39 protein-coding genes and 1 tRNA gene are annotated in these 26,101 nt (G+C 62.5%); 34 read left to right on the top strand and 6 right to left on the bottom strand.

From position 1 onward, the window contains the following. The first annotated feature begins 3 nt into the window (after positions 1 to 3). From pheT to DFP86_RS08940, 6 genes are all read left to right on the top strand, one after another. Positions 4 to 2,364: a phenylalanine--tRNA ligase subunit beta gene (gene pheT, locus DFP86_RS08965; RefSeq protein WP_133680314.1), complete on the top strand. Its 2,361-nt coding sequence runs from the start codon at positions 4 to 6 to the stop codon at positions 2,362 to 2,364. A 66-nt stretch (positions 2,365 to 2,430) separates the two neighbouring features. Continuing rightward, positions 2,431 to 2,733 (top strand): integration host factor subunit alpha, encoded by a 303-nt coding sequence (locus DFP86_RS08960; protein WP_133680312.1) that lies wholly within the window; start codon positions 2,431 to 2,433, stop codon positions 2,731 to 2,733. Beyond that, positions 2,714 to 3,067 (top strand): MerR family transcriptional regulator, encoded by a 354-nt coding sequence (locus tag DFP86_RS08955; protein WP_133680310.1) that lies wholly within the window; start codon positions 2,714 to 2,716, stop codon positions 3,065 to 3,067. Before DFP86_RS08960 ends, DFP86_RS08955 begins: the two co-directional genes overlap by 20 nt. A 30-nt stretch (positions 3,068 to 3,097) precedes the next feature. Then, positions 3,098 to 3,174, top strand: a tRNA-Pro gene (locus tag DFP86_RS08950). A 188-nt stretch (positions 3,175 to 3,362) separates the two neighbouring features. After that, positions 3,363 to 3,626 carry a BrnT family toxin gene (locus DFP86_RS08945; protein WP_133680307.1) on the top strand — a complete coding sequence of 88 codons (264 nt, stop codon included), beginning with the start codon at positions 3,363 to 3,365 and terminating at the stop codon, positions 3,624 to 3,626. Continuing rightward, positions 3,610 to 3,906 carry a BrnA antitoxin family protein gene (locus tag DFP86_RS08940; RefSeq protein WP_133680305.1) on the top strand — a complete coding sequence of 99 codons (297 nt, stop codon included), beginning with the start codon at positions 3,610 to 3,612 and terminating at the stop codon, positions 3,904 to 3,906. The genes DFP86_RS08945 and DFP86_RS08940 overlap by 17 nt, the downstream gene beginning before the upstream one ends. 142 nt (positions 3,907 to 4,048) lie before the next feature. Here the strand turns inward: DFP86_RS08940 and DFP86_RS08935 are convergent, their stop codons facing one another. The 3 genes from DFP86_RS08935 to DFP86_RS08925 form a co-directional block, all read right to left on the bottom strand. Further along, positions 4,049 to 4,240 (bottom strand): hypothetical protein, encoded by a 192-nt coding sequence (locus DFP86_RS08935; protein ID WP_133680303.1) that lies wholly within the window; start codon positions 4,238 to 4,240, stop codon positions 4,049 to 4,051. Between the two features lie 112 nt (positions 4,241 to 4,352). After that, on the bottom strand, positions 4,353 to 4,679 hold the full coding sequence (locus DFP86_RS08930; RefSeq protein ID WP_208108276.1) for a helix-turn-helix domain-containing protein: 327 nt from the start codon (positions 4,677 to 4,679) through the stop codon (positions 4,353 to 4,355). Positions 4,680 to 4,799: 120 nt separating this feature from the next. Further along, a complete protein-coding gene (locus tag DFP86_RS08925; RefSeq protein WP_133680299.1) occupies positions 4,800 to 5,504 on the bottom strand; it encodes a S24 family peptidase in 705 nt (234 codons plus the stop codon). Between the two features lie 161 nt (positions 5,505 to 5,665). On the opposite strand from DFP86_RS08925, the gene DFP86_RS08920 reads away from it, so the two are divergent. The 28 genes from DFP86_RS08920 (at position 5,666) to DFP86_RS08805 (ending at position 24,931) form a co-directional block, all read left to right on the top strand. Next, the gene (locus DFP86_RS08920; RefSeq protein WP_133680297.1) at positions 5,666 to 6,175 is read left to right on the top strand and encodes a hypothetical protein; all 510 of its coding nucleotides are present in this window, start codon (positions 5,666 to 5,668) and stop codon (positions 6,173 to 6,175) included. A gap of 203 nt (positions 6,176 to 6,378) precedes the next feature. Beyond that, a complete protein-coding gene (locus DFP86_RS19310) occupies positions 6,379 to 6,708 on the top strand; it encodes a hypothetical protein (protein ID WP_166642209.1) in 330 nt (109 codons plus the stop codon). Then, positions 6,596 to 7,417, top strand: coding sequence for a hypothetical protein (locus DFP86_RS08915; RefSeq protein ID WP_133680295.1), 822 nt, complete (start codon positions 6,596 to 6,598; stop codon positions 7,415 to 7,417). The genes DFP86_RS19310 and DFP86_RS08915 overlap by 113 nt, the downstream gene beginning before the upstream one ends. Before the next feature lie 8 nt (positions 7,418 to 7,425). Continuing rightward, positions 7,426 to 7,572, top strand: coding sequence for a hypothetical protein (locus tag DFP86_RS19305; protein WP_166642208.1), 147 nt, complete (start codon positions 7,426 to 7,428; stop codon positions 7,570 to 7,572). A 49-nt stretch (positions 7,573 to 7,621) separates the two neighbouring features. Continuing rightward, entirely contained in the window at positions 7,622 to 9,190 is a 1,569-nt protein-coding gene (locus tag DFP86_RS08910) for a phage tail protein (RefSeq protein ID WP_133680293.1), read from the top strand. A gap of 57 nt (positions 9,191 to 9,247) precedes the next feature. After that, positions 9,248 to 9,673, top strand: coding sequence for a hypothetical protein (locus tag DFP86_RS08905; protein WP_133680291.1), 426 nt, complete (start codon positions 9,248 to 9,250; stop codon positions 9,671 to 9,673). Between the two features lie 140 nt (positions 9,674 to 9,813). Continuing rightward, complete coding sequence (locus tag DFP86_RS08900) at positions 9,814 to 10,197, top strand: hypothetical protein (protein WP_133680289.1); 384 nt, start codon at positions 9,814 to 9,816, stop codon at positions 10,195 to 10,197. A 177-nt stretch (positions 10,198 to 10,374) separates the two neighbouring features. Continuing rightward, on the top strand, positions 10,375 to 10,602 hold the full coding sequence (locus DFP86_RS08895) for a hypothetical protein (protein ID WP_133680287.1): 228 nt from the start codon (positions 10,375 to 10,377) through the stop codon (positions 10,600 to 10,602). Positions 10,603 to 10,618: 16 nt separating this feature from the next. Further along, on the top strand, positions 10,619 to 12,292 hold the full coding sequence (locus DFP86_RS08890; protein ID WP_133680285.1) for a hypothetical protein: 1,674 nt from the start codon (positions 10,619 to 10,621) through the stop codon (positions 12,290 to 12,292). Between the two features lie 3 nt (positions 12,293 to 12,295). After that, a complete protein-coding gene (locus DFP86_RS08885; RefSeq protein WP_133680283.1) occupies positions 12,296 to 13,267 on the top strand; it encodes a hypothetical protein in 972 nt (323 codons plus the stop codon). Further along, positions 13,264 to 14,346, top strand: a complete 1,083-nt coding sequence (locus tag DFP86_RS08880; RefSeq protein WP_133680281.1) for a rhs element Vgr protein — start codon at positions 13,264 to 13,266, stop codon at positions 14,344 to 14,346. Before DFP86_RS08885 ends, DFP86_RS08880 begins: the two co-directional genes overlap by 4 nt. Then, complete coding sequence (locus DFP86_RS08875; protein WP_133680279.1) at positions 14,343 to 14,987, top strand: phage baseplate assembly protein V; 645 nt, start codon at positions 14,343 to 14,345, stop codon at positions 14,985 to 14,987. Before DFP86_RS08880 ends, DFP86_RS08875 begins: the two co-directional genes overlap by 4 nt. 2 nt (positions 14,988 to 14,989) lie before the next feature. Next, the gene (locus DFP86_RS08870; RefSeq protein ID WP_133680277.1) at positions 14,990 to 15,352 is read left to right on the top strand and encodes a phage tail protein; all 363 of its coding nucleotides are present in this window, start codon (positions 14,990 to 14,992) and stop codon (positions 15,350 to 15,352) included. Between the two features lie 3 nt (positions 15,353 to 15,355). Beyond that, positions 15,356 to 16,483 carry a baseplate J/gp47 family protein gene (locus DFP86_RS08865; protein WP_133680275.1) on the top strand — a complete coding sequence of 376 codons (1,128 nt, stop codon included), beginning with the start codon at positions 15,356 to 15,358 and terminating at the stop codon, positions 16,481 to 16,483. Then, the gene (locus DFP86_RS08860) at positions 16,484 to 17,137 is read left to right on the top strand and encodes a hypothetical protein (RefSeq protein ID WP_133680273.1); all 654 of its coding nucleotides are present in this window, start codon (positions 16,484 to 16,486) and stop codon (positions 17,135 to 17,137) included. It begins immediately after the preceding gene. 43 nt (positions 17,138 to 17,180) lie between these two features. Continuing rightward, entirely contained in the window at positions 17,181 to 19,238 is a 2,058-nt protein-coding gene (locus DFP86_RS08855; protein WP_133680271.1) for a hypothetical protein, read from the top strand. Next, positions 19,235 to 19,402: a hypothetical protein gene (locus DFP86_RS19300; protein ID WP_166642206.1), complete on the top strand. Its 168-nt coding sequence runs from the start codon at positions 19,235 to 19,237 to the stop codon at positions 19,400 to 19,402. Before DFP86_RS08855 ends, DFP86_RS19300 begins: the two co-directional genes overlap by 4 nt. A 58-nt stretch (positions 19,403 to 19,460) precedes the next feature. Beyond that, positions 19,461 to 20,438, top strand: a complete 978-nt coding sequence (locus DFP86_RS08850) for a hypothetical protein (RefSeq protein ID WP_133680269.1) — start codon at positions 19,461 to 19,463, stop codon at positions 20,436 to 20,438. Continuing rightward, positions 20,439 to 20,957, top strand: coding sequence for a hypothetical protein (locus tag DFP86_RS08845; protein WP_133680267.1), 519 nt, complete (start codon positions 20,439 to 20,441; stop codon positions 20,955 to 20,957). Beyond that, positions 20,958 to 21,425: a gp53-like domain-containing protein gene (locus tag DFP86_RS08840; protein ID WP_133680265.1), complete on the top strand. Its 468-nt coding sequence runs from the start codon at positions 20,958 to 20,960 to the stop codon at positions 21,423 to 21,425. 9 nt (positions 21,426 to 21,434) lie between these two features. After that, positions 21,435 to 22,280 carry a hypothetical protein gene (locus DFP86_RS08835; RefSeq protein WP_133680263.1) on the top strand — a complete coding sequence of 282 codons (846 nt, stop codon included), beginning with the start codon at positions 21,435 to 21,437 and terminating at the stop codon, positions 22,278 to 22,280. Between the two features lie 5 nt (positions 22,281 to 22,285). Continuing rightward, complete coding sequence (locus DFP86_RS08830; protein ID WP_133680261.1) at positions 22,286 to 22,666, top strand: hypothetical protein; 381 nt, start codon at positions 22,286 to 22,288, stop codon at positions 22,664 to 22,666. 65 nt (positions 22,667 to 22,731) lie between these two features. Beyond that, positions 22,732 to 22,911, top strand: a complete 180-nt coding sequence (locus tag DFP86_RS08825) for a hypothetical protein (RefSeq protein ID WP_133680259.1) — start codon at positions 22,732 to 22,734, stop codon at positions 22,909 to 22,911. Beyond that, positions 22,908 to 23,543, top strand: a complete 636-nt coding sequence (locus DFP86_RS08820; protein WP_133680256.1) for a glycoside hydrolase family 19 protein — start codon at positions 22,908 to 22,910, stop codon at positions 23,541 to 23,543. Before DFP86_RS08825 ends, DFP86_RS08820 begins: the two co-directional genes overlap by 4 nt. Then, the gene (locus DFP86_RS08815; protein WP_208108275.1) at positions 23,527 to 23,739 is read left to right on the top strand and encodes a hypothetical protein; all 213 of its coding nucleotides are present in this window, start codon (positions 23,527 to 23,529) and stop codon (positions 23,737 to 23,739) included. Before DFP86_RS08820 ends, DFP86_RS08815 begins: the two co-directional genes overlap by 17 nt. Beyond that, positions 23,736 to 24,128, top strand: coding sequence for a hypothetical protein (locus tag DFP86_RS08810; protein ID WP_133680252.1), 393 nt, complete (start codon positions 23,736 to 23,738; stop codon positions 24,126 to 24,128). Before DFP86_RS08815 ends, DFP86_RS08810 begins: the two co-directional genes overlap by 4 nt. Continuing rightward, on the top strand, positions 24,112 to 24,267 hold the full coding sequence (locus DFP86_RS19295; RefSeq protein WP_166642205.1) for a hypothetical protein: 156 nt from the start codon (positions 24,112 to 24,114) through the stop codon (positions 24,265 to 24,267). The genes DFP86_RS08810 and DFP86_RS19295 overlap by 17 nt, the downstream gene beginning before the upstream one ends. Before the next feature lie 343 nt (positions 24,268 to 24,610). Beyond that, positions 24,611 to 24,931, top strand: a complete 321-nt coding sequence (locus tag DFP86_RS08805; RefSeq protein WP_133680250.1) for a hypothetical protein — start codon at positions 24,611 to 24,613, stop codon at positions 24,929 to 24,931. Positions 24,932 to 24,995: 64 nt separating this feature from the next. Here the strand turns inward: DFP86_RS08805 and DFP86_RS08800 are convergent, their stop codons facing one another. Genes DFP86_RS08800 through DFP86_RS08790 form a run of 3 tightly spaced genes read right to left on the bottom strand, consistent with a single transcriptional unit; the run spans position 24,996 to position 26,064 of the window. Beyond that, a complete protein-coding gene (locus DFP86_RS08800; protein WP_133680248.1) occupies positions 24,996 to 25,301 on the bottom strand; it encodes a DUF2288 domain-containing protein in 306 nt (101 codons plus the stop codon). 31 nt (positions 25,302 to 25,332) lie between these two features. After that, positions 25,333 to 25,770 carry a hypothetical protein gene (locus DFP86_RS08795; protein WP_133680246.1) on the bottom strand — a complete coding sequence of 146 codons (438 nt, stop codon included), beginning with the start codon at positions 25,768 to 25,770 and terminating at the stop codon, positions 25,333 to 25,335. Positions 25,771 to 25,812: 42 nt separating this feature from the next. After that, complete coding sequence (locus DFP86_RS08790) at positions 25,813 to 26,064, bottom strand: hypothetical protein (RefSeq protein ID WP_133680244.1); 252 nt, start codon at positions 26,062 to 26,064, stop codon at positions 25,813 to 25,815. Positions 26,065 to 26,101 lie beyond the last annotated feature (37 nt).

Genomic DNA, 26,101 nt, shown 5'->3' with positions numbered 1-26,101 from the left:
ACCATGCAATTTTCCGAACAGTGGCTGCGTAGCTGGGTCGATCCGTCCCTCTCCAGCGAACAACTGTCTTATTTGTTGACCATGGCCGGCCTGGAGGTGGAAGAAACCGCCGCCGCTGCGCCCGCCTTTACCGGTATCGTCGTCGCGGAAGTCAAGGAAGTGGTGCCGCACCCGAACGCCGACCGTCTGCGCGTGACCAAGGTGGATGCCGGTACCGGCGAGCTGATTCAGATCGTCTGCGGTGCGCCCAACGTGGCCGTCGGTCTCAAGGTGCCGTGCGCACTGCCTGGCGCCGAGTTGCCGGGCGATTTCAAGATCAAGCCGACCAAGATGCGCGGCGAGGTCTCCAACGGCATGCTGTGCTCCGGTCGCGAGCTGGGCGTGCCCGACGACGTCGACGGCCTGCTGGTCTTGCCGCATGACGCGCCGGTGGGCAGCAACATCCGCGATTACCTGTCGCTCGACGACACGCTGTTTACCCTGAAGATCACGCCCAACCGCGCCGACTGCCTGTCGATTCGCGGTATTGCGCGCGAAGTGGCCGCGCTGACCGGCGCCGAGCTCAAGCCGGTCGCCATCGCCCCGGTCAAGCCGGCGCACGACGACAGCCTGCCGATCCGCATCGACGCGCCCGAAAGCTGCGGCCGTTACCTCGGTCGCAAGATCGTCGGCATCGATGCCGCCGCCAAGACGCCGGACTGGATGAAGCGCCGGTTGGAACGCGCCGGTCTGCGCTCGATCTCGGCCGTGGTCGATATCACCAACTACATCCTGCTCGAGCAAGGGCAGCCGATGCATGCCTTCAACGCCGACGCCATCCAGGGCGGCATCCAGGTGCGCATGGCTCGCCCCGGCGAGCAACTGCAGTGCCTGAACGAAAAAACCGTCGAGCTGGATGCGGACTTCATGGTCATCGCCGACAACGAACGCGCACTGGCGATTGCCGGTGTGATGGGCGGCCAGGCGAGCAGCGTCGATACGCAAACCCGCGACATCTTCCTCGAGAGCGCCTTTTTCGCCCCCGAGGCGATCGCCGGCCGTTCGCGCAAACTAGGGTTCGGCTCCGATTCGTCCTATCGCTACGAGCGCGGCGTCGACTATCAACTGCAGCATGCCGCCATGGAGCGCGCGACCCAGTTGGTGCTGGAAATCTGTGGCGGTCGCCCCGGCCCGGTCAAGGAGGCCGTCGGCAAGCTGCCGGCCGAGCGCGGCGTGCGTGTGCGCACCGAACGCGTCAACCGCGTGCTCGGCATTCGCCTGAGCACTGAAGCCATCGCGGCCATCCTGCGCCGGTTGGGCCTCGATTTCACCGCGCTTGCCGATGGCTTTGCGGTCAATGTGCCGTCGTTCCGTTTCGACATCGCCATTGAAGAAGATCTGATCGAAGAAGTGGCTCGCGTGCATGGCTACGACGCCATTGGCGCCGAAGTGCCGCGTTCCGGCCTGCGTATGCTGCCGTTGCCGGAAGAACGTCGCCCGCGCGAAGATCTGCGCCTGCGCGTCGCGCTGCGCGACTATCAGGAAATCGTCTCCTACGCCTTCGTCGACGAAGCCTGGGAGCGCGATCTGGCCGGCAATGCCGACCCCGTGCGACTGATCAACCCGATTGCCGCGCAGATGAGCGTGATGCGCTCCACGTTGTTCGGTGGGCTGATCAGCACGCTGTCCGGCAATATCAACCGCAAACAACCGCGCGTGCGGCTATTCGAGATTGCGCGCGTCTTCCTCAAGCAGGCCGAGTCGGTCGAGCAACCGGAAAAGCTGGCCATGCTGGCTTGGGGTTCGCGCCAGCCGGAACAGTGGGGTAGCAAGACCGAGCGCGTCGATTTCTTCGACCTCAAGGGCGACGTCGAAGCACTGCTGCATCCGCAACGCGCCAGCTTCCGTAAGGCGACGCATCCGGCGCTGCATCCTGGCCGTTGTGCCGAGGTGTTGATCGACGGCGAGGTGGTCGGGGTGTTCGGCGAGCTGCATCCGCAGTGGGTGCAGGCCTACGATTTGCCTAACGCACCGGTGCTGGGCGAGCTGGACTTCGCCGCCTTGACCCGTGCCGCGCGCATCGCCGCTCGACCGGTGAGCAAGTTCCAGGCCGTGCGCCGCGACTTGGCTTTGCTGGTCGATGAAGGCATCGAAGTCGGCGCCATGCTGCAGACCTTCGCCGACATGTCGGCGCCGATCGTGCAGCAGGTGGCCTTGTTCGACGTCTATCGCGGCACCGGGGTCGAACCGGGTAAAAAGAGCCTGGCTTTCAGCGTGCAGCTGCAGGATCCGGCCAAGACACTGACCGATGAAGAAATCGAAGAGGCCGTTGCGCGTCTGTTGAACGCCGCCGCCGAGCGGCATGGTGCGCAGCTAAGACTTTGATCTGAGTGCTTGCTTGCTATCGGTCTATATGTAATATTTTCACGTTGTTGTTTATGAGGGGTAGTCATGACTTTAACCAAAGCCGAGCTGGCCGACCTGCTGTTCGACAAGGTGGGCTTGAATAAGCGTGAGGCTAAGGACATGGTCGAGGCGTTTTTCGAAGAGATCCGCATTGCGCTCGAGTCCGGGGACTGTGTCAAACTGTCCGGCTTCGGTAATTTCCAGTTGCGCGACAAGCCGCAGCGTCCTGGCCGTAACCCCAAGACGGGGGAGGAAATTCCTATTACCGCCCGTCGTGTGGTAACGTTCCATGCAAGCCAGAAACTCAAGGGAATGGTTGAGAAGCACCATGCTGACAAGCAAGGCTGAACTACCGCCGATCCCGGCCAAGCGCTACTTCACCATCGGTGAGGTCAGCGAATTGGCCGGCGTCAAAACCCATGTGCTGCGCTACTGGGAGCAGGAGTTTTCGCAACTGCGCCAGGTCAAGCGCCGGGGTAACCGTCGTTATTACCAGCATCACGAAGTGCTGCTGGTGCGGCGCATTCGCGAGCTTTTGTACGACGACGGCTTTACCATTCAGGGCGCTCGCCAGCGCCTGGGGCAGGATGGCGAAGTCCAGGCGCCGCTCACAGCCCAGGACGTGCGCGCCGAGCTGCAGTCCATACTCGATTTTTTAGGTGCGGGGATTGGCAAAAGCTGAGTCCCCCTCTATAATGCGTCCTTCTTGAGTCGGAGTGTGGCGCAGTCTGGTAGCGCACTTGCATGGGGTGCAAGGGGTCGAAGGTTCGAATCCTTTCACTCCGACCAATTCAAAGCCTTACGTACAAGCATTTAAGCCCTGTCGCCACAGGGCTTTTTTTGCGCCCTCATTTTGCCGCGTGTGAGATTCGTGTGACTCATGCGGTTTTCCTCTAGATGATCGCTCACTCCGTTTGTCGGTATTTTATGTATATACAAAAATAGCTTGATTGCAATAATTGTCGTATATACAATAATTGCATGAAGATCACCTACGACGCCGCCAAGGACGCAGCAAACATGGCGTGTCGCTGTCCGAAGCCGAAGGCCTGGAATGGGATACGGCACTCAGCTCGGAGGACGGTCGCAAGGAATACGGCGAAGTGCGCATGGTGTCGTTCGTGATCATGTCCGACCGGCTGTATTGTGCGGTCTACACGGACAGGGGCGATTCCCGGCGTGTTATCAGCCTTCGCAAGGCAAACAAAAGAGAGGTGGCTTACTATGCCGAACACAGTTAAAACCCGCTCCGGGCGGGTTCTTATTGTCCCGGATGATGCAGAAGATGCGGCCATCAATGCTGGCATTGCTGCTGACCCGGATACCTTCGAGGCTAGTTCGGCCGACTTCGCCAAGATGAAACCTTCTAGAGGGCGTCCCAAGGCAGACAAGACCAAGGAGAGCATTAGTATCAGGCTGGATGCCGACGTGCTCGACGCCTTCCGCGCCACCGGCGAAGGCTGGCAGTCGCGCATCAATGACATCCTGAAGGACTATGTGCAAACTCACAAAGCCGCATGACGCTTCGTTGCTTCGAAGAGAAGGGGCGGTTGTTGGCCCGGCGGGCAGGAAATCAAAGGGGTGGATTTCGGATACTGTTTGACTGATGTTTTTCTTGCCCTTTGTTTTCCTGCGCGTGATGCCATTTCGTGAATGTAGCGAATTACCCGGTCGCGATCGCACCGGGTTTTTTATTGTCCGACTCCCGCCTGATCCGTTCGCGTAGCACGATCAAATCCAAGCGCATGCTTTCCACCGTATGGGCGAGGCGTCTTTCCATGACGCTCAAATTCATCAGTACGATTTCCAATTCCTGACCGACGGAGGCTGGCGAGTGCGCTTGTCTACTGTTCATTGTTTGTTTTCTCTCTACACATGATCGCTATCCGGTGGCCGGGGCGCCAGCCGGAGGACGTCAAGCCTAGGCCGAAGAGGGTGGGTTCGCTATCGTTGCGCTTACCTAGCTTTCATGGGTTTTGCCGCTCGCGGCGGCGAAATTCCAGCGCGGCGTGCAGCAGGATGGTGATTTGATAGGTCGAGAGCTGGGGGAGGGTGGCGGATAGGTCCTGCAGCAATTGCTGGCGCTGCGAATCGTGCGTGCCGTACAGCAGGTAGTCGGCCGATACGTTGAGCAGGGCAGCCAGCGAGCTCAGATGGTGCATCCGTGGGTGTTGTCGCGCGGCTAGCCAGTCGTATACGGTCTGCTGGCAGACGCCGACTTGTCGGGCGATATCTTTCGCGGAGAGTCGAAGCTTTGCTTTTTCGATGCGGAAACGGTCTTGGAAGCCACTCATGACGCGAAGAAGGGGAAGGGCGGCCGCCCGGCAAATCTTGGGATAAAAGCTTTCGGCTTTTCCCATGATATTTGCCGGGCGGCCGCTGTGTCTTGGGTTTATGAGGTTCGAAGTCGAAGGCTAGGTCGCGCTGCCGGCCAGTGCGACCACGCGGCCGATGATCTGCAGGCGATCCATGAACTGCGGCGAGACGATCTTATCCGGGTAACGGATTTTGTCCGTGTTGTCGCTGACGATGCGGATCGAGCCATCCACTTCTTTGAACAGGCGTTTGATGAACACTTCCGCATTGAGCGCGATGGCGTACACCTTGCCGTCGATGATGGTATCGCGTTGGCAGTAATCGACCACGATGCTATCGCCGTCCTGATAGCGCGGCTCCATGCTGCTGCCGCTGACCACCATGGTGGCGGCGCAGGTCGGGTCGATGCCGACCCGCGATGCCCATTTGCGCGTGTAAGCCTGGCGTTGTCCGGCTTCGTCCAGGTGCCAGATGGCGGTGCCGGCACCGGCTGACAGCTTCACTTCCAGTGAGGGAATGAACACATATTGGTCTTCCGACAACTCCTCTTCCTGTTCCCATAGCTGGATCGGCCGCAGCAAGGCCTTGACCTGCCAGTCGCCCTCGCCGGTGGAAAGCCAGGCCGGATCGCACTCCAAGTACTCGGCCGCCTTGAGCAGGTTCGAGCCTTCCAGTCGCTTGGTTTCGCCATTGATCCACTTGGTGACGGATGGCGCGGCGATGCCGGCATAGCGGGCGAGCCCTGCCTTCTTTTTGCCGGTTTGTTCGAGTCGCCAAAGGATGCGTTCGGAAAGCGTCTGCATAAAGTTAACCACAAGAAAGTATTTGCATAAAAACTTAACTACAGCTAAGATATGTATAACGTTTATAACTTGCTGTGCAGTTATCATTAAACCATAGTTTGCCTTTTTTGGTAGTGCTAACTGCAGCATCGTCCACATATTGCACGAAATCGGAAAGGGGCATGATGAATCTGGCGGATCTCTCGGTGGTTCGGATGGCGGGCGTCGATGCGGTGGAGGCTTTGGAAATGTGGGGGCGCTGGCAGCGCCTAGGTGCGACGCGCGGTCGTGCGCAAGGCGTGGAAGGGCGCTTTCGCAGCCAGCGCTGCGAGCAATGCTATGAAGCACTTGAGCCTTGCCTGGCCTGCCGGTCTGCCGGTGCGAGCTCGGCGCCGCTCGACGAACGGCTGGCGCTGGCGGTCGAGGCGGCCATCACCTATGGCGCAATGAAGGTTTCGCTGGGCGGCGGGCGGCAACGCATCACCGACGGCTGCAATAGCAAGGAGCAGGCGCTGCTGCTGGCGCATTATCGCGGCTTCCGCGGCCAGGATGGCCACTATCGCGATAGTCACCCGCGGGTGGTGTGCCGCCAGCTGGGCTTGGCGATCGCCGATTACGACGCGCAAGTGGCGCGATTGACCATGGCGGTATGGAATCGTGCTAAAAAACGAATTTCGACGAAAATGTCTTGACAATCGCCGAAGATCATGTATAATAGACTCACAATTTGATTCCGCCTCAGTGGCGAGTAAAAAACCAGCCGGATGGCTGGTTTTTTGCGTCCAGAACAAACCCGGCCACCGTGCCGGGTTTTTTTATTTCCCCTACGGCCCCGCGTTTTCGCGGGGCTTTTTTTATGCCCGGCGCGCCGCCGCGGGGCGAAGCGAGAACCGTCATGCATTACCAATTTGGCGTTCCCCGGCTGGAGGCCCTGCCGGTGCGGCTTGGCCAGCGCCTGCGCTTGCCCTCTGGCCGCGCGGCGGTGGTCGAGGCGCTGGCGCGGCACGACATCGCACTGCGCTATGCCGATACCGGCGTCGCGCTGGTGCTGGATCGCGCACTGTTAGTGCGCTGGCTCGCCGGCGCAGCGTTACCCCGTAAAGGAGATTCCCATGGCAGATTTGTCGGATGTGCTGTCGTTCCTGGTCACCCAGGCGAGCACAGTGCTGTACCCGAATGGCAGCGGCCAGCCGAGCCTGACCGGCGCCAACATCAAAATCTATAGCGGCTGGCCGTCGTCGGCCGACCTGGCCAACGACCTGCCGGCGGGCGTCGCGCACGTTTCGGTGTGTTCCTTACCGCGCGAGCGGCCATCCAGCCGTTTCCTGGGCCAAGCCTGGAGCGTGCAGCAAGCGCCCGCACCGACGCTGACCGCCGCTTTGCAAGGCAATGTCGTCACCCTGGGCGGCAGTGCGGGTCCGCACAACGTGCTGATCCAGCTCGCCGGCATCGACTATGTCTATGCGGTGCAGCCGGCCGACACGCTGGCGAGCATTGCCGTTGCCCTGGCCGCCATGATTCCGGGCGCCAGCTGCAGCGGGGCGACGGTGACCTTGCCACCGCGTGCCAATCCGCTGGTGCGCGTCGGCGCCGCCGGTAAGGTGGTGAGCGAACTTCGCCGGCAGGAGAAGCGCTTCATGCTCTCGGTGTGGGCGCCGAGCACCGCCTTGCGCGACCAGATCGCCAAGGCGCTCGACACCGCGTTTGCCGGCATCGGCAACATCGCTTTCCCCGATGGTTCGGCCGGCATCTTGCAGTACGCCTACACCATCCAATCCGAGCCGCCGGCGGTGGCCAATCAGTACCGCCGCGACCTGGCATACAACATCGATTACGCCACCACCATCACGGCTGGCGCAACGCAAGTCGTCGCCGTGCAACTCAACGGCAGTAACGCCCTCTCCGGGCAACCCTTGTTTACCCGTAACAACTGAGGACTCCCATGGAAAATCAACCAGCGCCGATCGCGCTCATCGTCAAACACGCCTTCGCCGACTATCGGATCGGCGACAAGATCGACGACCCGCAACAGGTCGACGCCATCCTGGCCGGAGAAAACGCCGGCCAGGTACTCAAAGTCCTGAATTGATCGCAACCGACCGCCGCCACGTTTTGGCGGCTTTTTTCTGGAGGAAGCCATGCCTATTTATCCGGCAGGCAGTTTGAACACCGCCGCGCTGTCCGCGCCCGATCTCTATGTACAGCAAGTTCCGCCCAAGACCCGCTACATCAACGGCGTGCCGACCGATATTCTCGGCATCGTCGGCGTAGCCTCCTGGGGCGCGGTCAACAGCCCGATGCTGATCGGCTCGCCGGCGGACGCCGCCTTGAAGGTGGGGGTACAGCAAGTGCGCAAGTACGACCTGGCCACCGCCATCGCGGTATCGATCCAGCTTGGCGCATCCAATCTCCGTGCGGTGCGCGTGACCGACGGCACCGACGCCGCGGCCACCACCACGCTGAAGGACTCGGCCGCCACGCCGGCGACCGGTGCCACCCTGACCGCCATGTATACCGGCTCGCTCGGTAACACGCTGTCGGCGGCGCTGACTGCCGGCACGGCGGCCAACAGCTTCAAGCTGATTGTCACCATGCCCGGCGTGCAGCCCGAAATTTTCGACAACCTGGTCGGCAGCGGCGCGGCGTTGTGGCAGAGCCTGGTCAATGCCGTCAATAACGGCATCAGCGGTATTCGCGGCCCGTCGCAACTGGTGGTGGCGACCGTGGGCGCGTCGAGCTTGGCGCCGCAACTGACCGGCGGCACGCAAAGCGTGACCTTTACCGGCGGCAGCGATGGTGCGGCCGGCGTGACCGATGCCATGCTGGTGGGGGCCGATGGCGTGACCGCTCCGGCGCGTAAGGGCATGTACGCCTTGCGCGGTGCCAACGCCCAAGTGGTCAACCTGGTCGATCTGACCGATTCGACGCAGTGGCCGGCTATGCTGAGCTATGGTCAGGGCGAGGGCGCCTACGTGGTCACCCAGGGCCCAGCCGGCGCGTCTTACGCCACGGTATCCGGCAGTCTCAACACTGCCGGCGTGGACGGTTACGGCCTCAAAGTGCTGGTAGGGGACTGGGTGTACTGGTTCGACACCGTCAACGGCCAAAACCGCATGCTGGCGCCGGCGACCTTCTCGGCCGCGCGTGTTGCCGGTCTGGCGCCGCACTTGTCGGTGTTGAACAAGTCCTTGTCGAACGCCACCGGCACGCAGCGTAGCCTGGCGCAACAGCCGTACAGTAACGGCGAGATCGGCGCCATCAATACCGCGCGGCTGGATGTGATCACCAATCCGTGTCCGGGCGGCAGCTACTTCGGCCACCGCAGCGGCCTCAACTGCGCCAGCAACCCGGCGCAGAACGGCGACAACTACACCCGTATGACCAACTACCTCAGCTTGACGCTGGCCGCGTCGTTCGGTTGGGTGGTCGGCCAATTGCATACCGCCGACCTGCGCCGCCAGGTGAAGTCGACCATCGAAAGCTTCCTGCAGAACCTGGTCGACCAGAACATGATCGGCGACCCGAACGGCGGGCCGGCCTTCTCGGTGCAGATCGACAAGCAGAACAACCCGGACAGCCGCGTGGCGCTGGGTTATATGCAGGCCGACGTGCAGGTGAAGTACTTGTCCGTGGTGCGCTACTTCCTCATCAATCTGGAAGGCGGTCAGTCGGTCAGCATTACCGTGGCCAACAACCCGCGCAGCTGAGCGAACCCACTTTAGCCCCGCCATGGCGGGGCATTTTTTATTTCCGAGGAGAGAGTAATGCTAGGTGGATTCAACACCGGCAAGGACGTGTCGCTGGACATCAATACCCCGAACGGTCCGATGCGTATCAGCAAGATCATGTCCTTCGATTCCAAGCCGAAAACGACCAGTACCGAAATCACCCCGCTCAACGGCCAAACCGACGAGCTGTTGGTGCCCAAGGGCTGGAGCGGTACTTTCGAGGTCGAGCGTACCGACGCCACCCTGGACAAATGGTGGGCGCAGTTCGAGTCCGACTATTACAACGGTGTGGCGCAGCCGCCGGCCACCATCACCGAGACCATCCAGGAAGTCGACGGCAGCACTTCGACCTTCCGTTACACCAACGTGATCCTGAAGCTGGAAGGCGCGGGCAAGAAAGAGGGCGACAAGACCATCCGTCAGTCGGTGACCTTTACCGCCCGCCGCCGTCTGATGGTGTAACGATCGATTGATTTGAACGGCACCGATGCCGGCCCGAGTGGGCCGGCATTTTCTTTTTGCGCGGCAGCCCGGCAGGGCGCGGGAAATCGTCACCCCGCCGCCGCGCCTTTCCCGACGACTCGAGACGAGAGGACCACGAGATGAATACCGTTACCTTGCGCGAACAATCCGATATCAACACCGACACCCGCCAAACCCGCCAACCGCAATTTCAGCGTGTCACCGACAGCCTGGGCCGCGTCATCCAACTACGCGAACTCGATCCGCTGCAACAAGCGCGGTTGGTCATGGCGGTCGGCAGCGAGCTGTCCACCAACGCGGTGTACATGAACGGCTTCGCCTTGCCGGCGGCCATGGTGGCGCACATCGACGACGATTTCTTCGGCTTCCCGGCCAGCATCGCCCAGATCGAGGACATGCTCAAACAGCTCGGCACCGAGGGCATGGTCGCCGTCAACGATCACCTGTTGGCGCGGCTGGAACAGGCGCGTAGCGATGCCGAGTTGGCCGCCGCAAAAAACTGACGCAGAACCCCGATTTTCGCGGCCGCTGTTGGCTGCTGAAAAACGGGGTTCCTTTCGATCGGGTCTTCGAGTGCGAGCGTCTGGCCGCGCATGAGCGCGTGGCGATGTCGATTGTCTTCAGCGAGATCGAAGGCAACGAATGGGACTGGAGTGCGATGAAATTCAAGGAGCAAGCACATGCCAATGGATAGTTTCGGCGCCTTGGCCGCGCACCTGAGCGCCGTCATGGACGGCCAGGAGCAGCACATGGAGGAAGCGGTGTCGCGCGGCATCGCTTTATTGGATCAACGCTACGGCGGCTTTTTGACCGAGCCGTCGGACGCGACCTACGAGCCGGCGCTGACCGCCAGCACCGGCGATTTATTGCAGGCTATCAGCCAGTCGACCCTGGCCGACTTCAACTGAGCGGGGGCAAAGACATATGGCTAACGAGACAACTCTTTCCGTTGCGCTCGCCCTGTCGCTCGACAACGGCATCAAGGTGGGACTGGCCGCTGTCATTCAGCAGGTCAAGGAAGCCGACAAGGCGTCGGACTCCTTTGCCGCCCGGCTGGAAAAAATCAACCAGATCACGCAGCAGATCAACCAGATCGCCTCGGGCGGCATGAAGCTCTATCAGCTGTACCAGGGCGGCGGCGAAGCCATGGACAGCGGCTTTGGCAAGGCCTTGGCGCGGGCGAAAACCGGGGGCAAGGGCAAGGCCGCCGCGGGCGGCAAGGACGGTGGCGCGGGCCCGGGCGGCGGTTTCGATTTCATGGCCGCCGCCAAACAAGCGGGCGAAGTCTACAAATCGGCCAAGCCGCTGATCGACCAGTTGTCCGGCGGCAAATCGGGCGGCAAGAAGGGCGGCTTCGATTTCTTGGCCGCCGCCAAGCAAGCCGGCGAAGTCTACAAATCGGCCAAGCCTTTGGTCGACCAACTGGCGGGCGGCAAATCGGGCGACAAGAAAGACGGTTTCGATTTCATCGCCGCCGCCAAGCAGGCGGGAGAAATTTACAAATCGGCCAAGCCTTTGGTCGATCAACTGGCTGGCGGCAAAGCGGATTCCTCGACAGCCGGGCGGAGCGGCGCGCGTTCACGGCGACGCGCACAAAGCGGTACTTCGGACCGCTCCGCCGGCGGCGCAGGCTTCGACCCCTTTGCCGTGGCCAAGAGCGTGGCCGATTTCTATCTCGCCAAGACCGGCGCCAAGGGCAAAGGTAAGGGCAAGGGCGGCGACAAGCTCGAAGGGCCGGTCGCCACCTTGGTGAAGGTCAACCAACTGGTACAGGCCATCCCCAAGCTGACCGGCAAACCGCTACCGGCCAACCTGGGGCCGTTGATGGACGGCATCACCAAGGCGGCCGTCAACATCAGCAAGGATCCGGCCATGCTGTCGGCGCTGTCGCAGACCTTCGGCGCCTTATCGAAGGTCTTCACCGCCAGCGGCTTGCCCGCCAAGTTCCAGGCGCTGGGCTCGGGATTGACGCAGATGCGCGGGATCATCGACAGCGGCATCGGCCCGGCCATCGGGCGCGGCGTCAGCGCGCTCGGTCAGGCCGGCAACGCCTTCAAGACCATCGGCGGCTTGATCAGCGGTCCGATCGGCAGCGCGCTCAACTTCGGCGTCAAGTTGGTCGCCCTGTTCGGCGAAACCTTGTCGACCTTGGGCATGACGTTGATGGCCAACCCGGTGGTCTTGGGGATTACCTTGGTGATCGCCCTGGTGGTCGGCGCGCTGTGGTACTTCCGCAATTCGCTCGGCGGGGTGGGCGATGCCATCCAGGCGGCCTGGGAGAAGCTGAAGAAGATGGTCAGCTTCTTCGGCGGGGGCGGCGACGACACGAGCGGCAAGAAGGCCGCTACCGCCGTACCGACGGCGCCCAAGATGCCGCCCGCGCCGATGGTGCCGCCGGTACCGCCGCGCGGTCGCGCCGCCCAGTCCGGGCCGGCCAATCTCTACATCACACACGAGGGCAAAACCGTGCTGGCGGCCACCGTCACCGCCGCCCAAGCCAAAGCGGCCAACCGGCCGGCGAGCGGCGGTCGACAGGCCGATCCGACGCGGGCGACGCGGCGGCCCGGGGCGGCCAACTACGGCTATGGAGGAGGTTGATCCATGCGATTGTTAGATCTAATGACGGCCGATGGGCCGAGCAACCTGACCCGGCTCACGCTGGGCGATTTCGAGTTCCAGGGGCTGGAAGTGCCCGAGGCCATCACCGTCGGCGCCCAACAGCAAACGGCGGTGCACAAATTGGTGGGCGGTGGCCGCATCGTCGATGTGCTGGGGGTCGAATACGACAACCTGACCTGGTCGGGCTGGCTGGTCGGCGCTTCGGCCCAGACGCGCGCCAAGCGCCTGGAAGCCTTGCGCGACGCAGGCAAGCCCTTGCTGTTCAACCTCGACCACTATGCGTTGACCGTGTTGATCGCCGGCGTGACCACACGCTTCGAGCATGCCTACCGGCTGGGCTACGGCATCGATCTCTTGGTGATTGGCCCGGCGCCGTTGCCGAGCAACGCGCCCGCCGCTGCCTCGCCCGACGACCTGATCGATAACGACATCGCCTCGGCGCTCGGCCTGAGCCAGGTACTGAACGATCCGACGGTGACCGGCATCGTCAACGATGTCCGCCAAACCGTCGATACCGTCAAGGCCCAGGCCGGTAAAGCCATCGATCAGGCACAGCAACTGTTGCAGAAGGTCGAGTCGGCGCAGCACGCCTTGGGCAAGTTGGCGCAAGAGGCGCAGCCGCTGGAACGCTATGCCACCTTGGGCGGCCTGTTGCCGGGTAATCCGGTGGCCTCGGCGGTCGATCGGGTGATCGCGCAGATGAACGATGCCGCGCGTCAGCCCGTCGTGCACCAACTGCAAAGCGTGCTCGGCCGGCTGCAAAAGAACCTGGCGGCCGGCCCGATAGCCAACGGCGTGCAAACCATCACCACCGGCAACACCAGCCTGCAACGGTTGGCCGCCGATGCTTACGGCGACCAGGCGAAGTGGCCGGGCATCGCCACCGCCAACGGGCGCGACGACCCGCAGATCGTCGGCATTCAGCAGATGCGCATCCCGAGGGAGCAGGCATGATACTCAACGACCCGCAACAGACCGCAAACGCCCGGGCAGTCGCCGGGCGTTTACGTCTCAATGGGAAGGCGGTGCCGTTCGCCTCGCTCGACATCGAGGCCAGTGGCGGTTTTAGCGCCGATACCTTCAGCGCCGTGCTGCCGCTTTCCTGCCTACCCAAAGACATGGGCCTGACCGATTGGTGGGCGAAGCAGCAGCAGATCGGCGTTTCCATCGATATCGGCGTGGAAGGCCCGTCCGGGGTCGCCTGGCAATCCATGCTGGTCGGCCAGATCGACCATTGGCGTTACCAGCCGGCACGCTTCGACATCGAAATCAGTGGACGCGATTTGACCGCGCGTTTTCTCGATAACAAAACCAGCGAGAAATTCGCCAACCGCACCACCAGCGACGTGGCGACACTGCTGGCCCAGCGGCGCGGCCTCAAGCCGGTGGTGACGGCCACCAAAACCCAGGTCGGCGGCATCTACAAGCACGACCAAAACCATGTCTCCAGCGACAGCTGCGAATGGGATCTGCTGACCTATTTCGCCGGCATGGACGGCTTTCGCGTCTACGTCCTCGGCGAGGAACTGCACTACGAGCCGGCGCCGGATCCCGCAAAAGCCGATCAGTACGTGATCCGCTATCGTCCGCCCGACGAGGCGCTCGCCTACCCGCAAGGCAACGTCGGCGACGACCTGCTGTTCGAACGGGACATGACGCTGGCGCGCGGTGTGAAAGTACATGTGCAGAGCTGGCTCAACGGCAAGGGCGTCGAGGCGTCCTGGCCGCCCGACGCGGCGTCCGATGCCCAGCTGTACAAGGTGGTGCGCAGCAGTCTCGATGTGCAGCGCGCCAAGGCGCTGGCCAAGACGCTGTACGAGCAAATCGCCGTGCGCGAAGTCAGCATGCAATGCAGCCTGCCCGGCGACAACCTGCTCACACCCGGTTGCATGGTGCGGGTGCAGGGCACCGGCGCCGGCTTCGACCAGTTGTATTACGTCGAGCACGTCAAACGCTCGCTCAGTGTCGACAACGGCTACGTCATGACGCTGAGCGCAACGAACCGCAACCCCGCCAACAAGGAGACGACATGAGAGAACTGATCCAGGCGCTGTCGGCCCATGCGGCGACCCAGGGCGCCTTCGAGCGCCTCGGCACCCTGACCAGCTACGACCCGGCCAACCACGCCGTCAAAGTGAGCATCCAGCCGGAAGGATTCGAAACCGGCTGGATCCGGCTTGCCGCGCCGGCGGTCGGGCAGGGCTGGGGCATCGTCGCCGGGCCGCAGATCGGCGACGAAGTGATGGTCGGCTTCGAGCACGGCGACATGAACGGCGGCGTGGTGCTGGCGCGGCTGTTCAACGACGGCCATCCGCCGCCGGCCGTGCCATCCGGCGAATTCTGGCTCATGCACCAGTCGGGCTCGCTGCTCAAGTTCCACAACGACGGCTCGGTCGAATTGACCGCCGCCGCCGGCGCCACTTACCGGGCGAGCCAGCACCACTTCGTCGGGCCGGTGCAGATGGACAACACCCTGCAAGTGACGCAGCAAATCGTCGGGCAGGGCGGCATGGCCGTCTCCGGCGGCTCGGGCGCCGCCATGCAGGTGTCCGGCGACATGCATTCGAGCGGCAAGATCAGCGCCGACGGCGACGTCGTCGCAGCCGGCAAGAGCGGTGCGAACCATACCCACCACGAAAATGGAGCGGGCGGCAATACCAGCGGCCCGAACTGAGCATGAGCGATCTCTACCATTACATCGGCGGCGACCTGACCACCTCGCCCACCGGCGACCTGGCGCTGGCCAGCGGCATCGAACGCGGCAAGCAGCGTCTGCTGCGCCGGCTCTTGACCAACCCGGGCGACTATCTGTTCGAGCCGGACTACGGCGCCGGCCTCGGACGCGAAGTCGGCGCCGCCAGCAATCTGGCGCGGGTAGCCGCCACCATCCGCGGCCAGCTCGCCCTGGAGCCCTGCGTGGCCGCCAATCCGCCGCCGACAGTCGAATTGCACGCCGAACGCGACACGCTGGCGGTCGACATCCGCTACACCGATGCGCCGAGCGGCGAGCCCACCACCCTTTCTTTCGATGTGAGTTAAACCATGGCAACGCTGAACCTGAAAGACTTCTCCACCCTGGTGAGCGACCAGGTCACGGCCATCCAGGGCCGCGCCGCCGCGCTGGTCGACTTTACCGTCGGCTCGTTGATGCTGGCGATCACCCAATCCAACGCCAGCGTGGCGCAATGGCTGCAGCAGCTGATTCTCAATCTGCTGGCGACCACCCGCGCCGCCACCTGTTCCGGCGCCGATCTGGACAGTTGGATGGCCGACTTCGGCTTCACCCGCCTGTCGGCGGTACAGGCCTCGGGCCAGGTCGCCTTCGCCCGCTTCACGCCGGGTAACGCCGCACTGATTCCATTGGGGGCTATCGTCGCCACCATGGACGGCTCGCAGCAGTACAACGTGATCGCCGACAGCAATAACCCGGCCTTCAACGCCACGCTCCGCGGCTATCTGCTGCCGGCCGGCACCGCCGCGCTGACCGTGCCGGTGCTGGCCTCGACCGCCGGCGCCGCCGGCAATGCGCTGGCCGGCACCGTCGGTGTGATCGTCGGCAGCATCGCCGGCGTCGATACGGTGAGCAACGCCGCCGCCTTCGCCAACGGTCAGGATCCGGAAACCGACGCCGCCTTCCGCGCCCGTTTCGTGCAATGGGTGTCCTCGTTGTCCAAGGCCACCAAGTCGGCCATCGGCTACGCGCTGGCCAGCATGCAGCAGGGCGTGACCTACACCCTGACCGAGAACCAGGACTACAACGGCAACACGCTGTACGGCTTTTTCTATGCCGTGGTCGACGACGGCAGCGGCAACCCGCCAGCATCGTTCCTGTCGGCGGCGGCCAGCGCCATCGACGCGGTGCGGCCGTTCACCAGCCGCTTTGCGGTCTTCCCGCCGCAAGTGGTCGGCGCCAACGTCGCATTGGCGCTGACCACCGACCCGAGCGGCAACCACAACGACGTGGTGCAGCAAGTCTCGGCCGCGCTGCAGAAATACATCGCCGGACTCAAGCTGGGCCAACTGCTGCCGTACACCCAGCTGGTGGCGCTGGCCTATGGCGCGAGCCCCCTGGTGACCAACGTCAGCGGCGTGCTGCTTAACGGCGCCTCGGCGGACTTGGCGGCCAACCAAAAACAGGTCATCCGGCCTGGCACGATCACGGTGAATTAAATGACAGGCGATCAACAAGACATGATGCAGCGCTTGCGCGGCCTGTTGCCGCCGGGCTGGTTCGGCGACGCCAACCCGGTGCTCGACGCCGTGTTGACCGGCTGCGCCCAGATGCTGGCCTGGTGCCACACCCTGTACCGCTTCGCCCGCGACCAGACGCGCATCCGTAGCGCCAGCGGCGGTTGGCTCGACATGATCGGGCTCGACTTCTTCGGTAATAGTCTGCCGCGCTACGCCAACCAAAGCGACGACAGCTACCGCAACCGCCTGCAGGCGAATCTGTTCCGCGAGCGCGCCACCCATGCCGCCGTGGCCAAGGTGCTGCTCGACCTCACCGGCCGCGCGCCGGTGGTGGTCGAACCGGCACGGCCGGCCGACGTCGGCGGCTTAGGCATCGGCTTCGCGCTCGGCGCCACCGGCCGCGTCGGCTCGGTCAGCCTGCCGTACCAGGCCTTCGTCACCGCCTACCGGCCGCCCTATAGTGGCCCGGCCGGCTGGCCCGGCGTCGCCAGCTGGTCGTTCGGCATGAATGGCACCAGCGCCGTCGCAGGCCCAGTGCAACTGACCCCGCCGGTGTCGGACGCCGATCTGTTCGCCGCGGTGGAGGCCGTCAAACCGGCCGGCAGCGTGGTCTGGCTCAGCATCGCCAATTAGCCGTCAATCAACGGGCCCGCGGGCCCTTTTTTCTGGGAACAACATGGACCGCCAACTTATCTATCCGGGCCAGATCCTGCCCGACACCACCTTGCTGCAAATGAGCAAGGACGCCATGCTCGGCCTGGCCAAACTGTCTTCCGCGCTGTTCGGCGGCAACACCCTGATCAACGGCTTCGCCACCGCGCCGAGCAACCCCGCCTCGCTGCAGGTGGTGGTCGCGCCGGGCGAAATCTACAGCTGGCAGAACCTCGACAACAACGCCTTCGGCAGCCTTGGCGCCGACAGCGCGCACAGCGTGATGAAGCAGGGCCTGGCGCTCGACGCCGTCTCGCTGACGCTCACCGCGCCCACCGCCTACGGCCAGTCGGTCAACTATTTGATTCAGATCGGCTTTCAGGAACAAGACGTCAACGCCGCGGTGCTGCCGTACTTCAACATCGCCAACCCGCAACAGCCGCTGTCCGGCCAGGGCAACAACAACCTGCCGCAATACACCGCGCGCAAAGACCTGGCGCTGGTGCAGGCCAAGGCCGGCATCGCCGCCGCCAGCGGCAGCCAAAGCACCCCGGCACCCGACGCCGGCTTCGTCGGTGCCTATGTGGTGACGCTGAACTATGGGCAGAGCCAGATCACCGCGGCCAACATCGCGCCTTTTGCCGGGGCGCCGTTGCTACCTTGCGGCCTTCTGCAAGCCATCCAGACCGAAGGCTTGTCGTTCGGCCTCGATAGCGGCAGCGCCAATGCCTACGCCGTGAACCTGTCGCCCGCGTTGACAGCGCGCGCCGAAGGCCAGGTGCTGCGCTTCAAGGCTAAAAACGCCAACACCGGCCCGGCCACGCTCAACGACGGACTGGGTGCCGCACAGCTGGTTGGCGGCGCACACGCGGCGCTGCAGGGCGGGGAAATCATCGCCAACGGCGACTGCTGGGCGCAGTGGAATAGCTCGATCGGCAGCACGGGCGGGTACATCCTGCTGTTCTGTACCGGCGGGGCGGAGCAGGTGGCGCCTGCGACGCAGAGTCAGCAGGCTATGCAGCTTGGGCAGTTCACCTCCGAGCCGCTGTCGTTCCGTAACTTGTTGGTGAATGGTGCGATGCGCGTGGCGCAGCAGTATGGGAATGCTAGCCAAACGCCGGCTAGCGGCACATTTGTTCTCGATCAGTGGCAATTTGGCGCAACACAGGCGGGCAAGATTAACTTCCAGCAAGTGGCCGGTCCGACCTCCATGGGCTTTGACGCCTATGCTCAGTTCACCGTGGCATCGGCCGTCACCCTGGTTGCGTCAGACAACATCAACCTGACACAGGATATCGAGTCACAAAATTTAACTGCGCTTGCCTGGGGCACGTCGAACGCGAAGCCGGTTAGCCTGCAGTTTGTCGTCAACGCCTCGGTGGCTGGGTTGTATTCCGTCTGTCTGCGTAACCCGATGGGAACCCGTTCCTATCCTGTTGCATTCAACATTCCGGTAGCTGGCGCGGATACGCTGATCCAAATCCCCAATATTCCCGGCGATACAACGGGTAGTTGGATATTGACGGGTACGGGTGGGGGCTTACAAGTGATTTTCGGTTTGGGCCAAGGCAGTGCCACCGTCGCGACGCCGGGTGCTTGGTCAAACGGTAATATCGTTGGCGCCAGCGGCACGACCCAGATCGCGCAGATGGCCGGGGCAACGTTCAAAGTAACTGGCGTACAACTTGAAGTCGGGCCGTTCTGCACGGCATTCGAGCGGCCGACGCCGGAAGCGGAACTGGCGCGGTGTCAGCGGTATTTGCCATGTCTGGCCGCTAGTAACGCGACATCTACGTTGCCGTCTGTGCTGTACACGCTGACAAACACGGTCAACATGGCGTGTATTTTTAAAGTGCAGACGCGTATACCCGTTACGGGAGCCGTTATATCCTCTCCGTCTCACTTTACCTTTACCCAGTCAGCGGCTGTATCTCCTGCAGTCGCTGGCTTTTCATTCGCAGGTGTCGATGCTGCATTGATTACATTTACCGGAGGTGGATTAAATTCCTCCACTGGAATGTCGTCCTACACTTACTTCAACAGCGTATCCGGCAAAATCGTTTTCACGGGGGCCCAACTATGATGCAAGGCACACCAACCGCATGGCAGTACACCGACACGACGAAAGCTGTGGTCATACGTACCTATCCTGACGGCTCGATGGAATCGTGCCTCGCCACCCGCGCCGACGTGGCCGCATGGGTCAAAGCGGGCAATACCATTCAGCCGGTACCGACCAGCAATTAAACGCTGCCAGAATTGATCATCCAGCCGCCCACGGGCGGCTTTTTTATTTGAGGTTTCCATGGACCGTCAAATCGTCTATCCCGGGCAGATCCTGCCTGAAACCACGCTGCTGCAGATGAGCAAGGACGCCATGCTCGGCCTGTCCAAGCTGTCTGCCGCGGTGTTGGGTTCCAACACTTTGATCAACGGCTTCGCCGTCGCGCCGACCAGTCCGGCTTCGCTGCAAGTCAACGTGGCGCCGGGCGAGATCTATAGCTTGCAGAACGTCGACTCGACTGCTTTCTCCACCCTTGGCGCCGACACCGCGCACCAAATCGTCAAGCAGGGCATGGCACTCGACGCCAGCGCGCTGACGCTGGCCGCGCCGACCGTCAGCGGTCAGTCGGCCAACTACCTGATCCAGATCGGCTATCAGGACAGCGACAGCAACGCCACCATGCTGCCGTACTACAACAGCGCCAACCCGGCGCAGCAGTTCGCCGGGCAGGGCAACAACAGCCAGGCGCAAAACACCGTGCGCAAAGGCGTGGCGCTGGTGCAGGCCAAGGCCGGCACGGCGGCCAGTACCGGCACGCAGACCACGCCGGCGCCGGATAGTGGTTTTGCCGGTGCCTATGTGGTGACGGTGGCTTATGGCCAGACGCAGATCACGGCGGCGAATATCGCTATCTATCCCGCTGCGCCTTTCTTTGCCACGTTGCCGAACGCTGTCTCTCGTGACGCGCCGACCGGTTCCGCACAGCTTCCCGCCGGCAATAGCGCGCAGCGCACGTCGGCGCCGGCCGGACCGGCGGTTCGTTTCAATACCGATACCAATCAGTTCGAAGGCTTTTATCCGAACGCGATGAACTGGGGCAACATCGGCGGCGGCGCAACCGGCGGCGGCAACGACCAGATTTTCGAATTGAACGGTCAGGTGGTCACGACCAACTACAGCATCCCGGCCAATAGCAACGCACAAAGCGCCGGGCCGATTTCGATCAACAATGGCGTGACGGTGACGATCCCGTCCGGCTCCGTATGGGTGGTGAACTAAATGGCGACGATTGTGACCGGTAGCGGCGTGAGCACGCCGCAATTGAACGTGTCGGGGACGGCGACGTTTGGCAGTACCCCGAATGTGACCACGCCGCAAAGCATGGTGCAGTTAAATACAGCGAACGGCTATGGCTCGACCAACGTCATGATCAGGCGGTTCTCGAACATGCAGGTAAACCAAGGGACAGATATTTCTTATATCGACAGCACGGTTAATGGGGCGTCTTTCTCGATCAACACGGCAGGGGTTTATTCAATTAGTTATACGGATCAATTCAGTGGCACGAATGCAAACATGGGACTTTCACTGAACTCCAGTCAGTTGACGACGCCGATTTACCTGCTCAATGCCGCAAATATGTTAGCGGCAAATACGGTTTACTCCACCAACACGCCAATGAGTTGTGGATGGACTGGCTGGCTACCGGTAGGGGCAGTGATCCGTGCCCATAACAATGGGGCCGTAAGCGGCACATTTACCCAATGCTGTCAGTTCACCATCGCGAGGGTCGCATAAATGAGCAAAGTCCTCGGTTCTCAAATCCAGGTCGGCGCCAGCGGTACCGCCGCGAATAATCTGGTGCTTGACGCTAGTGCCAATAATGGCACGGCCAGCCTTTACATGGGGGCGCCGGGTACGCCGTCAGTACCCGTTGCCATGATTAACTCACTCGGGCAGCTCGGCCTAGGCTCGCTCGGGGCGGGGTCGGGCGTGGTCACCAACGCAAATGGCACGGCTATTCAATTGCCGGGTGGGTTCATTTTGCAGTTTTGCACATCTGCTTTGATAGCGGGGAATAGCTCGACCACGATCACGTTCCCTACGCCATTTCCTACTGCCTTTGTCGCAGGAGTGTCCTCCTGCAGTGGTAGTGACAATTCCGCCAGAGGAGCAAATATTGGAAATCCAACCAAAACTCAGATGACTTTATTTAGTAATACCGCTGCTAGTGGCTATTACTTCTGGTTTGCTATTGGTAATTAAGGGGCAACGATGACTACTGGAATCAGAAGTGACGCCTCCGGCGTCATGGGGGCTCTGCAAATCGGCGGCGCGGATGTCATGCAGTTCACCAACAACGGCTCGTCCGGATCGATCTCGCCCTTCACCGCCAGCGTGAACGCGAATGCCATCACCGGGGTGCTCGCGCCGTACCCGAAGGTTTACCGCAGCTTGGCGCAAAGCGGCGGGCCATCCACTCAAACGACCAACACCGCTAGTTTGTGGTTGACCGTGCCGAGCGGCGCGACGCTGGGTAGCACCAATGGCAATCCGAGCATGCTGGTGTGGTTGTCGCTGTGGAATGGCGCGACCGAGTCGCTAGGTGTGGTCAATATTACCAGCGGGTCGATCAATCTGGACGAATCGTTGCTTATCAGCACGACGGCGATCGGTACCGGTGCCAACAGTGCTGGTGTGGTGTACAGCAGTGCTGCGTTAACCAATGCGGCATTCAAGATCGTCGGCATGACGACGGTTACGCAGGTAACGGCAGGGGCTTGGGCCAGTGCGCCGACAGTTGGTAGCGGTGTTGGTGGCTTTGCTGGTGAAAACCTGATCGGGCTGGGCGTTGGGCAGACCTGGCAGAATGTTGTGGCGAGTCGAGTTGCGGGTGCCATTTATTACAACACCACTGGCAGACCCATTATTGCGAATGTGGCTGCGACGCTTACATCCGCCGTTGGCATCGCAATGACGATCAACGGGACGCTCCTTCTCCAAGGGGCGACCCTTGCAACCGCTACCATTGGCGGCACTTGGCTGATCCCTCCGGGAGCATGGTATTCGTTATCGTCCAACGGGGTGTCCGGGATTAGTGTGTGGGCTGAGCTGAGGTAATCAAAATGACTATGCAATATTACAAAGATGCGATCGATGCCATTCACGGCTTCGACGACACCGACCCTGCGCAAGTGGCGTTGATGAGCAGCCTTGCCATTGCACAAGGCTGGGAGAGGGTTTCTGGTGACTGGCCCCCGGCGCCGACCGCCGCTGACCAGTGGACAAGCTACCAAGCCGCTGCCAAAGCCGCACTCGCCGACACCAGCGTCACAGTCGAGCGCATCATCGAGGCCGTCTCGCTCGGCAAGACCACGCTGACTACCGCCGACGTGGTGACGTTCATGGAATACCGTGCAGCGTTGCGGTCGATCGTCAATCAGCCGCAGCCGAAGACGATTCCGAGCACGCTACCGGTGAAGCCGCCATACCCGGCTAACACCTAGCCCTTTTGGGCCAATCAACCAGCCGCCCCCGGGCGGCTTTTTTCATGCCTGAAAGGAGGCGATGGGTGACCGAGCTGACCGAAGAACAAAAGCGGCGGTTGGAGGAGATTCTCGACACCTGGGATTCGGCGCATCGCGCCATCCGCATGTTGAATTTCATCGGCCGCGTGTTGAAGTGGATTGTCGGCCTGGCGGCGAGCCTGGCGATGTTGTGGGGCGCGCTGCATGGAAAGGGGCCGCAATGATCGATGTCGCCTTGATTTCCACCGCCACCGGTTGTCCGCCGACGCGGGCCTTGCGCTGGCAGGCGTCGTTGTCGACCGCTTGCGCTAAATACCTGATCAACACGCCGCGTCGCATCGCGGCGTTTTTGTCTCAGGTGGGCGTCGAGTCGGCCGGGTTGTCGGCCTTGGTCGAGAACTTGAACTACTCGGCCGACGGCCTGTTGGCGACGTTTCCGACGCATTTCGATGCCGCGCTGGCGGCGCAATACGCCCGGGCGCCGCAGAAGATCGCCAACCGGGTGTACGCCGGCCGCATGGGCAATGGCGACGAGGCCAGCGGCGATGGCTGGGTCTATCGAGGGCGCGGTTTGCTGCAGATCACCGGCTGTGCGGGTTATGCCGCCTGCGGCAAAGCGCTGGGGCTGGATCTGCTGGCGCACCCCGAGTGGCTGGAGCTGCCGGCCAACGCGGCGTTGTCGGCCGCCTGGTATTTCGCCGGCCATGGCTGCTTGGCGCTGGCCGATGCCGGCGACCTGCGCGGCGTCACGCGTGCGATCAACGGCGGGCTCAATGGCTATGCGGAGCGGCTGGCGCTATTCGGCGCCGCCGAGCGCGTTTTGAATGGAGGAAATCGTTATGCACAAATGGCTTGAAGCGGTGACCGGCGACGATAACCAGACGCTGGAGCCCTCGTATTGTTGGGGTGCGGTGTTCGCCTTGGCCGGTCTCGGTTTGCAGATCTACTGCAGCGTGACCGGCAAGGCTTTCGACCTGCAGGGTTACGGCATTGGGGCAGGGGCCTTGCTGGCCGGGCTGGGGCTCGGCAAGAAGTTGGGGAGCGGGCAATGATCGCGCTCATGACTTTGCTGCGCCGTTATTGGCGTGAAGTCGTGCTGCTACTGGTGGTGATCGGGGTGTTGCTGATCGGCTGGTCGTTGCGCGGCATCGCCGCCGAGCGCGATACGGCGCGCCAGGCCGACTTGCAGGACAAGGCGCGGCTGGCGCAGATCCAGCGGCAAGACGCGGTCACGCAGCGCATCGATGCCAGCGCCACGGCCACGGCTGAGCACACGCAAACCGTTTATCGAACCCTTCACGACGAGGTGATCCAGTATGTCGACCGCAAAGACAGCAGCGCTAGCTGCATGCTTGATCTTGGCTGGGTGCGGCTCCACGATGCCGCCGCCAACGGCATCGTTCCCGATGCCTCCGGCACAGTTGATGCAAGCCGCCCCTAAGCTGATGGCGATCGGCAAACGGGTCGACGCCAGCCAGGCGCTGGTCGTCATCGCCGATAACTACGGCGCCTGCAAGGCGACCGCCGATAGGTTGGCCGGCTTGCAGGCCTGGGTGGCCGCCATGTCTCGGAAGGACTGATGCCATTGCTGATGGCTTTGCGAGATTGGCATCAAGATTTCCGCTCGCCGCCACGGCATCATGGCTGTTTACGCATTTTCGTCGCTACGACAAAAACATGAACAAAACCAAAAGAGTACAGCAACCGCGTAAGCTCGACGTCGCCTCAGGTGCCGCCTACGCTGACGGCTCCTAAATTTGTGTCCCAATCGCCATGAGCCTCGGCTCATGGCTTTCCCGTGGTCGCGACATGTCTTCTATGGGGGCTGCGAGTATCCGCAAGGACTCGGCGCTGTTGGGATACAAAGCGTAGGACAGCCCCCGCCCCTGTATCGGGCGGATTGCCATATCCTGGAGGCTTGTCATGAACGCTGAACTCAATCTCACCCATCTATCCATGCTGTGCGCGCGTCTGACACGCATGCGCCATTCCAATGCCGAGTTGTTGCTGGCTACCGGGCTCGACGAAGTCTTGCCGGCGCTGGACCGCCTCACCGACACCCTGCCTACCCTGTACCGCGTAACGGACGAACTTGGCGACGCCACGTACGATATGCGCCAGGTCTTGAGTCGTTTGCACGACGCGGGAACGCAACCGTTGCCAGCCGATCAGCTGTACCTGCTCTTGGATCGGCCATTCCAGCGTTTGCGTGCTCAACATGGCCGTCTGGCCGCGTTGATCTAAGCGCTCAGGCCTTGTGCCATGGTGGTTGTGCGTTGCTTCGCGAACGCACACTACCAGACGCACCTTACCCGATGCGTTCCTGCACGCACACCCACGGCGAGACCACCACGGCCCACAATGCCGGCTGACGCGCGGCCAGGTCGGCGGCGGTTTCTGCCGACATGCGTTCGACCTCGCCCGATGTGAGCCACGCCGCCACCTGGGGCTGATCGTCGTTGGCGATGGCTGCGGCGGCTTGCACCAGATCCAGGGCGGGGGCCACCCAGAGCAGTTTGCCTTGCGCGAAGAAGCGTTCGAGTGCCGGCCAGTCGATCTGGGCGGTCTCGCCGAGCAGTTTGACGTAGAGCGGGTTAGGGGTATCGGGTGTCATGATTGTTCGGTGTGTGAAAGTTGGTCGGGGTTCAGTCGTCTAGCGAAATCAGCCTTGGCATGCGGTCGTGGATCAGGGCGACCTCGCCCTCGGCCGGCTCGGTGACGACGTAGACGATGGCGCGATGGTCGCTGCGTGCCACGCTCAGCATCTCGGGGTCGACCCGCACCAGGGCGCCTTGAATGGCGTGTCGGGCCGGCACGGGAAACCAGACGGCCTGCTTGTGCGGGTCGCGTTCCATGTACGCGCTGCAGGGAATCTTGACCGGCCTGGGCTGCAGTCGGTGCCATTTGCCGGCCAGCAGGCTCTCGCGCCGAGCGCAGGCGCCAGCCCACAAGCCGGGCATGTCCCTGCCGTAAGGGACGCCCCATTGCACCCAGTCGACCCCGCCGTCGCGGCGCAGGATGGGGAGGGTGGGGGTGTCTTTGAAGTACAGGCGTACACCTGCGTATTCGATGCCGGCACACATGGGTGAATTATGACATGCACGGCGCAGACCGGTTTGGCGAACTTAGGCGGCTTGGCCCGCGTTGGCGGCCATGCAAAGCCGGCAGCGGCCGAAGATGCTTTGGCCTTGTTCGATCCGCCGCCAAGTGTGGCGGTGCTGGCGGATGGTGTCGGCCAATAGCCGGCGCCTGGCCTCCGCCGCTTGGCCTTTTAGCGGTACCGAATACTCGAAATCCACACTGACGCCATGCGGGCAGCGCACCGTGACGCGTAACAATCGGCCGACTCGGCCCAGTGACAGTAGCTTCTGTCTCATTGCTTTTGTCCCCCATCGGGCGCGCGTATGTGCGCCC

It is taken from the genome of Paludibacterium purpuratum, assembly GCF_004363805.1.
GTDB classification, from domain to species: domain Bacteria; phylum Pseudomonadota; class Gammaproteobacteria; order Burkholderiales; family Chromobacteriaceae; genus Paludibacterium; species Paludibacterium purpuratum.
This window is presented reverse-complemented; position numbering and strand designations above follow the sequence as displayed.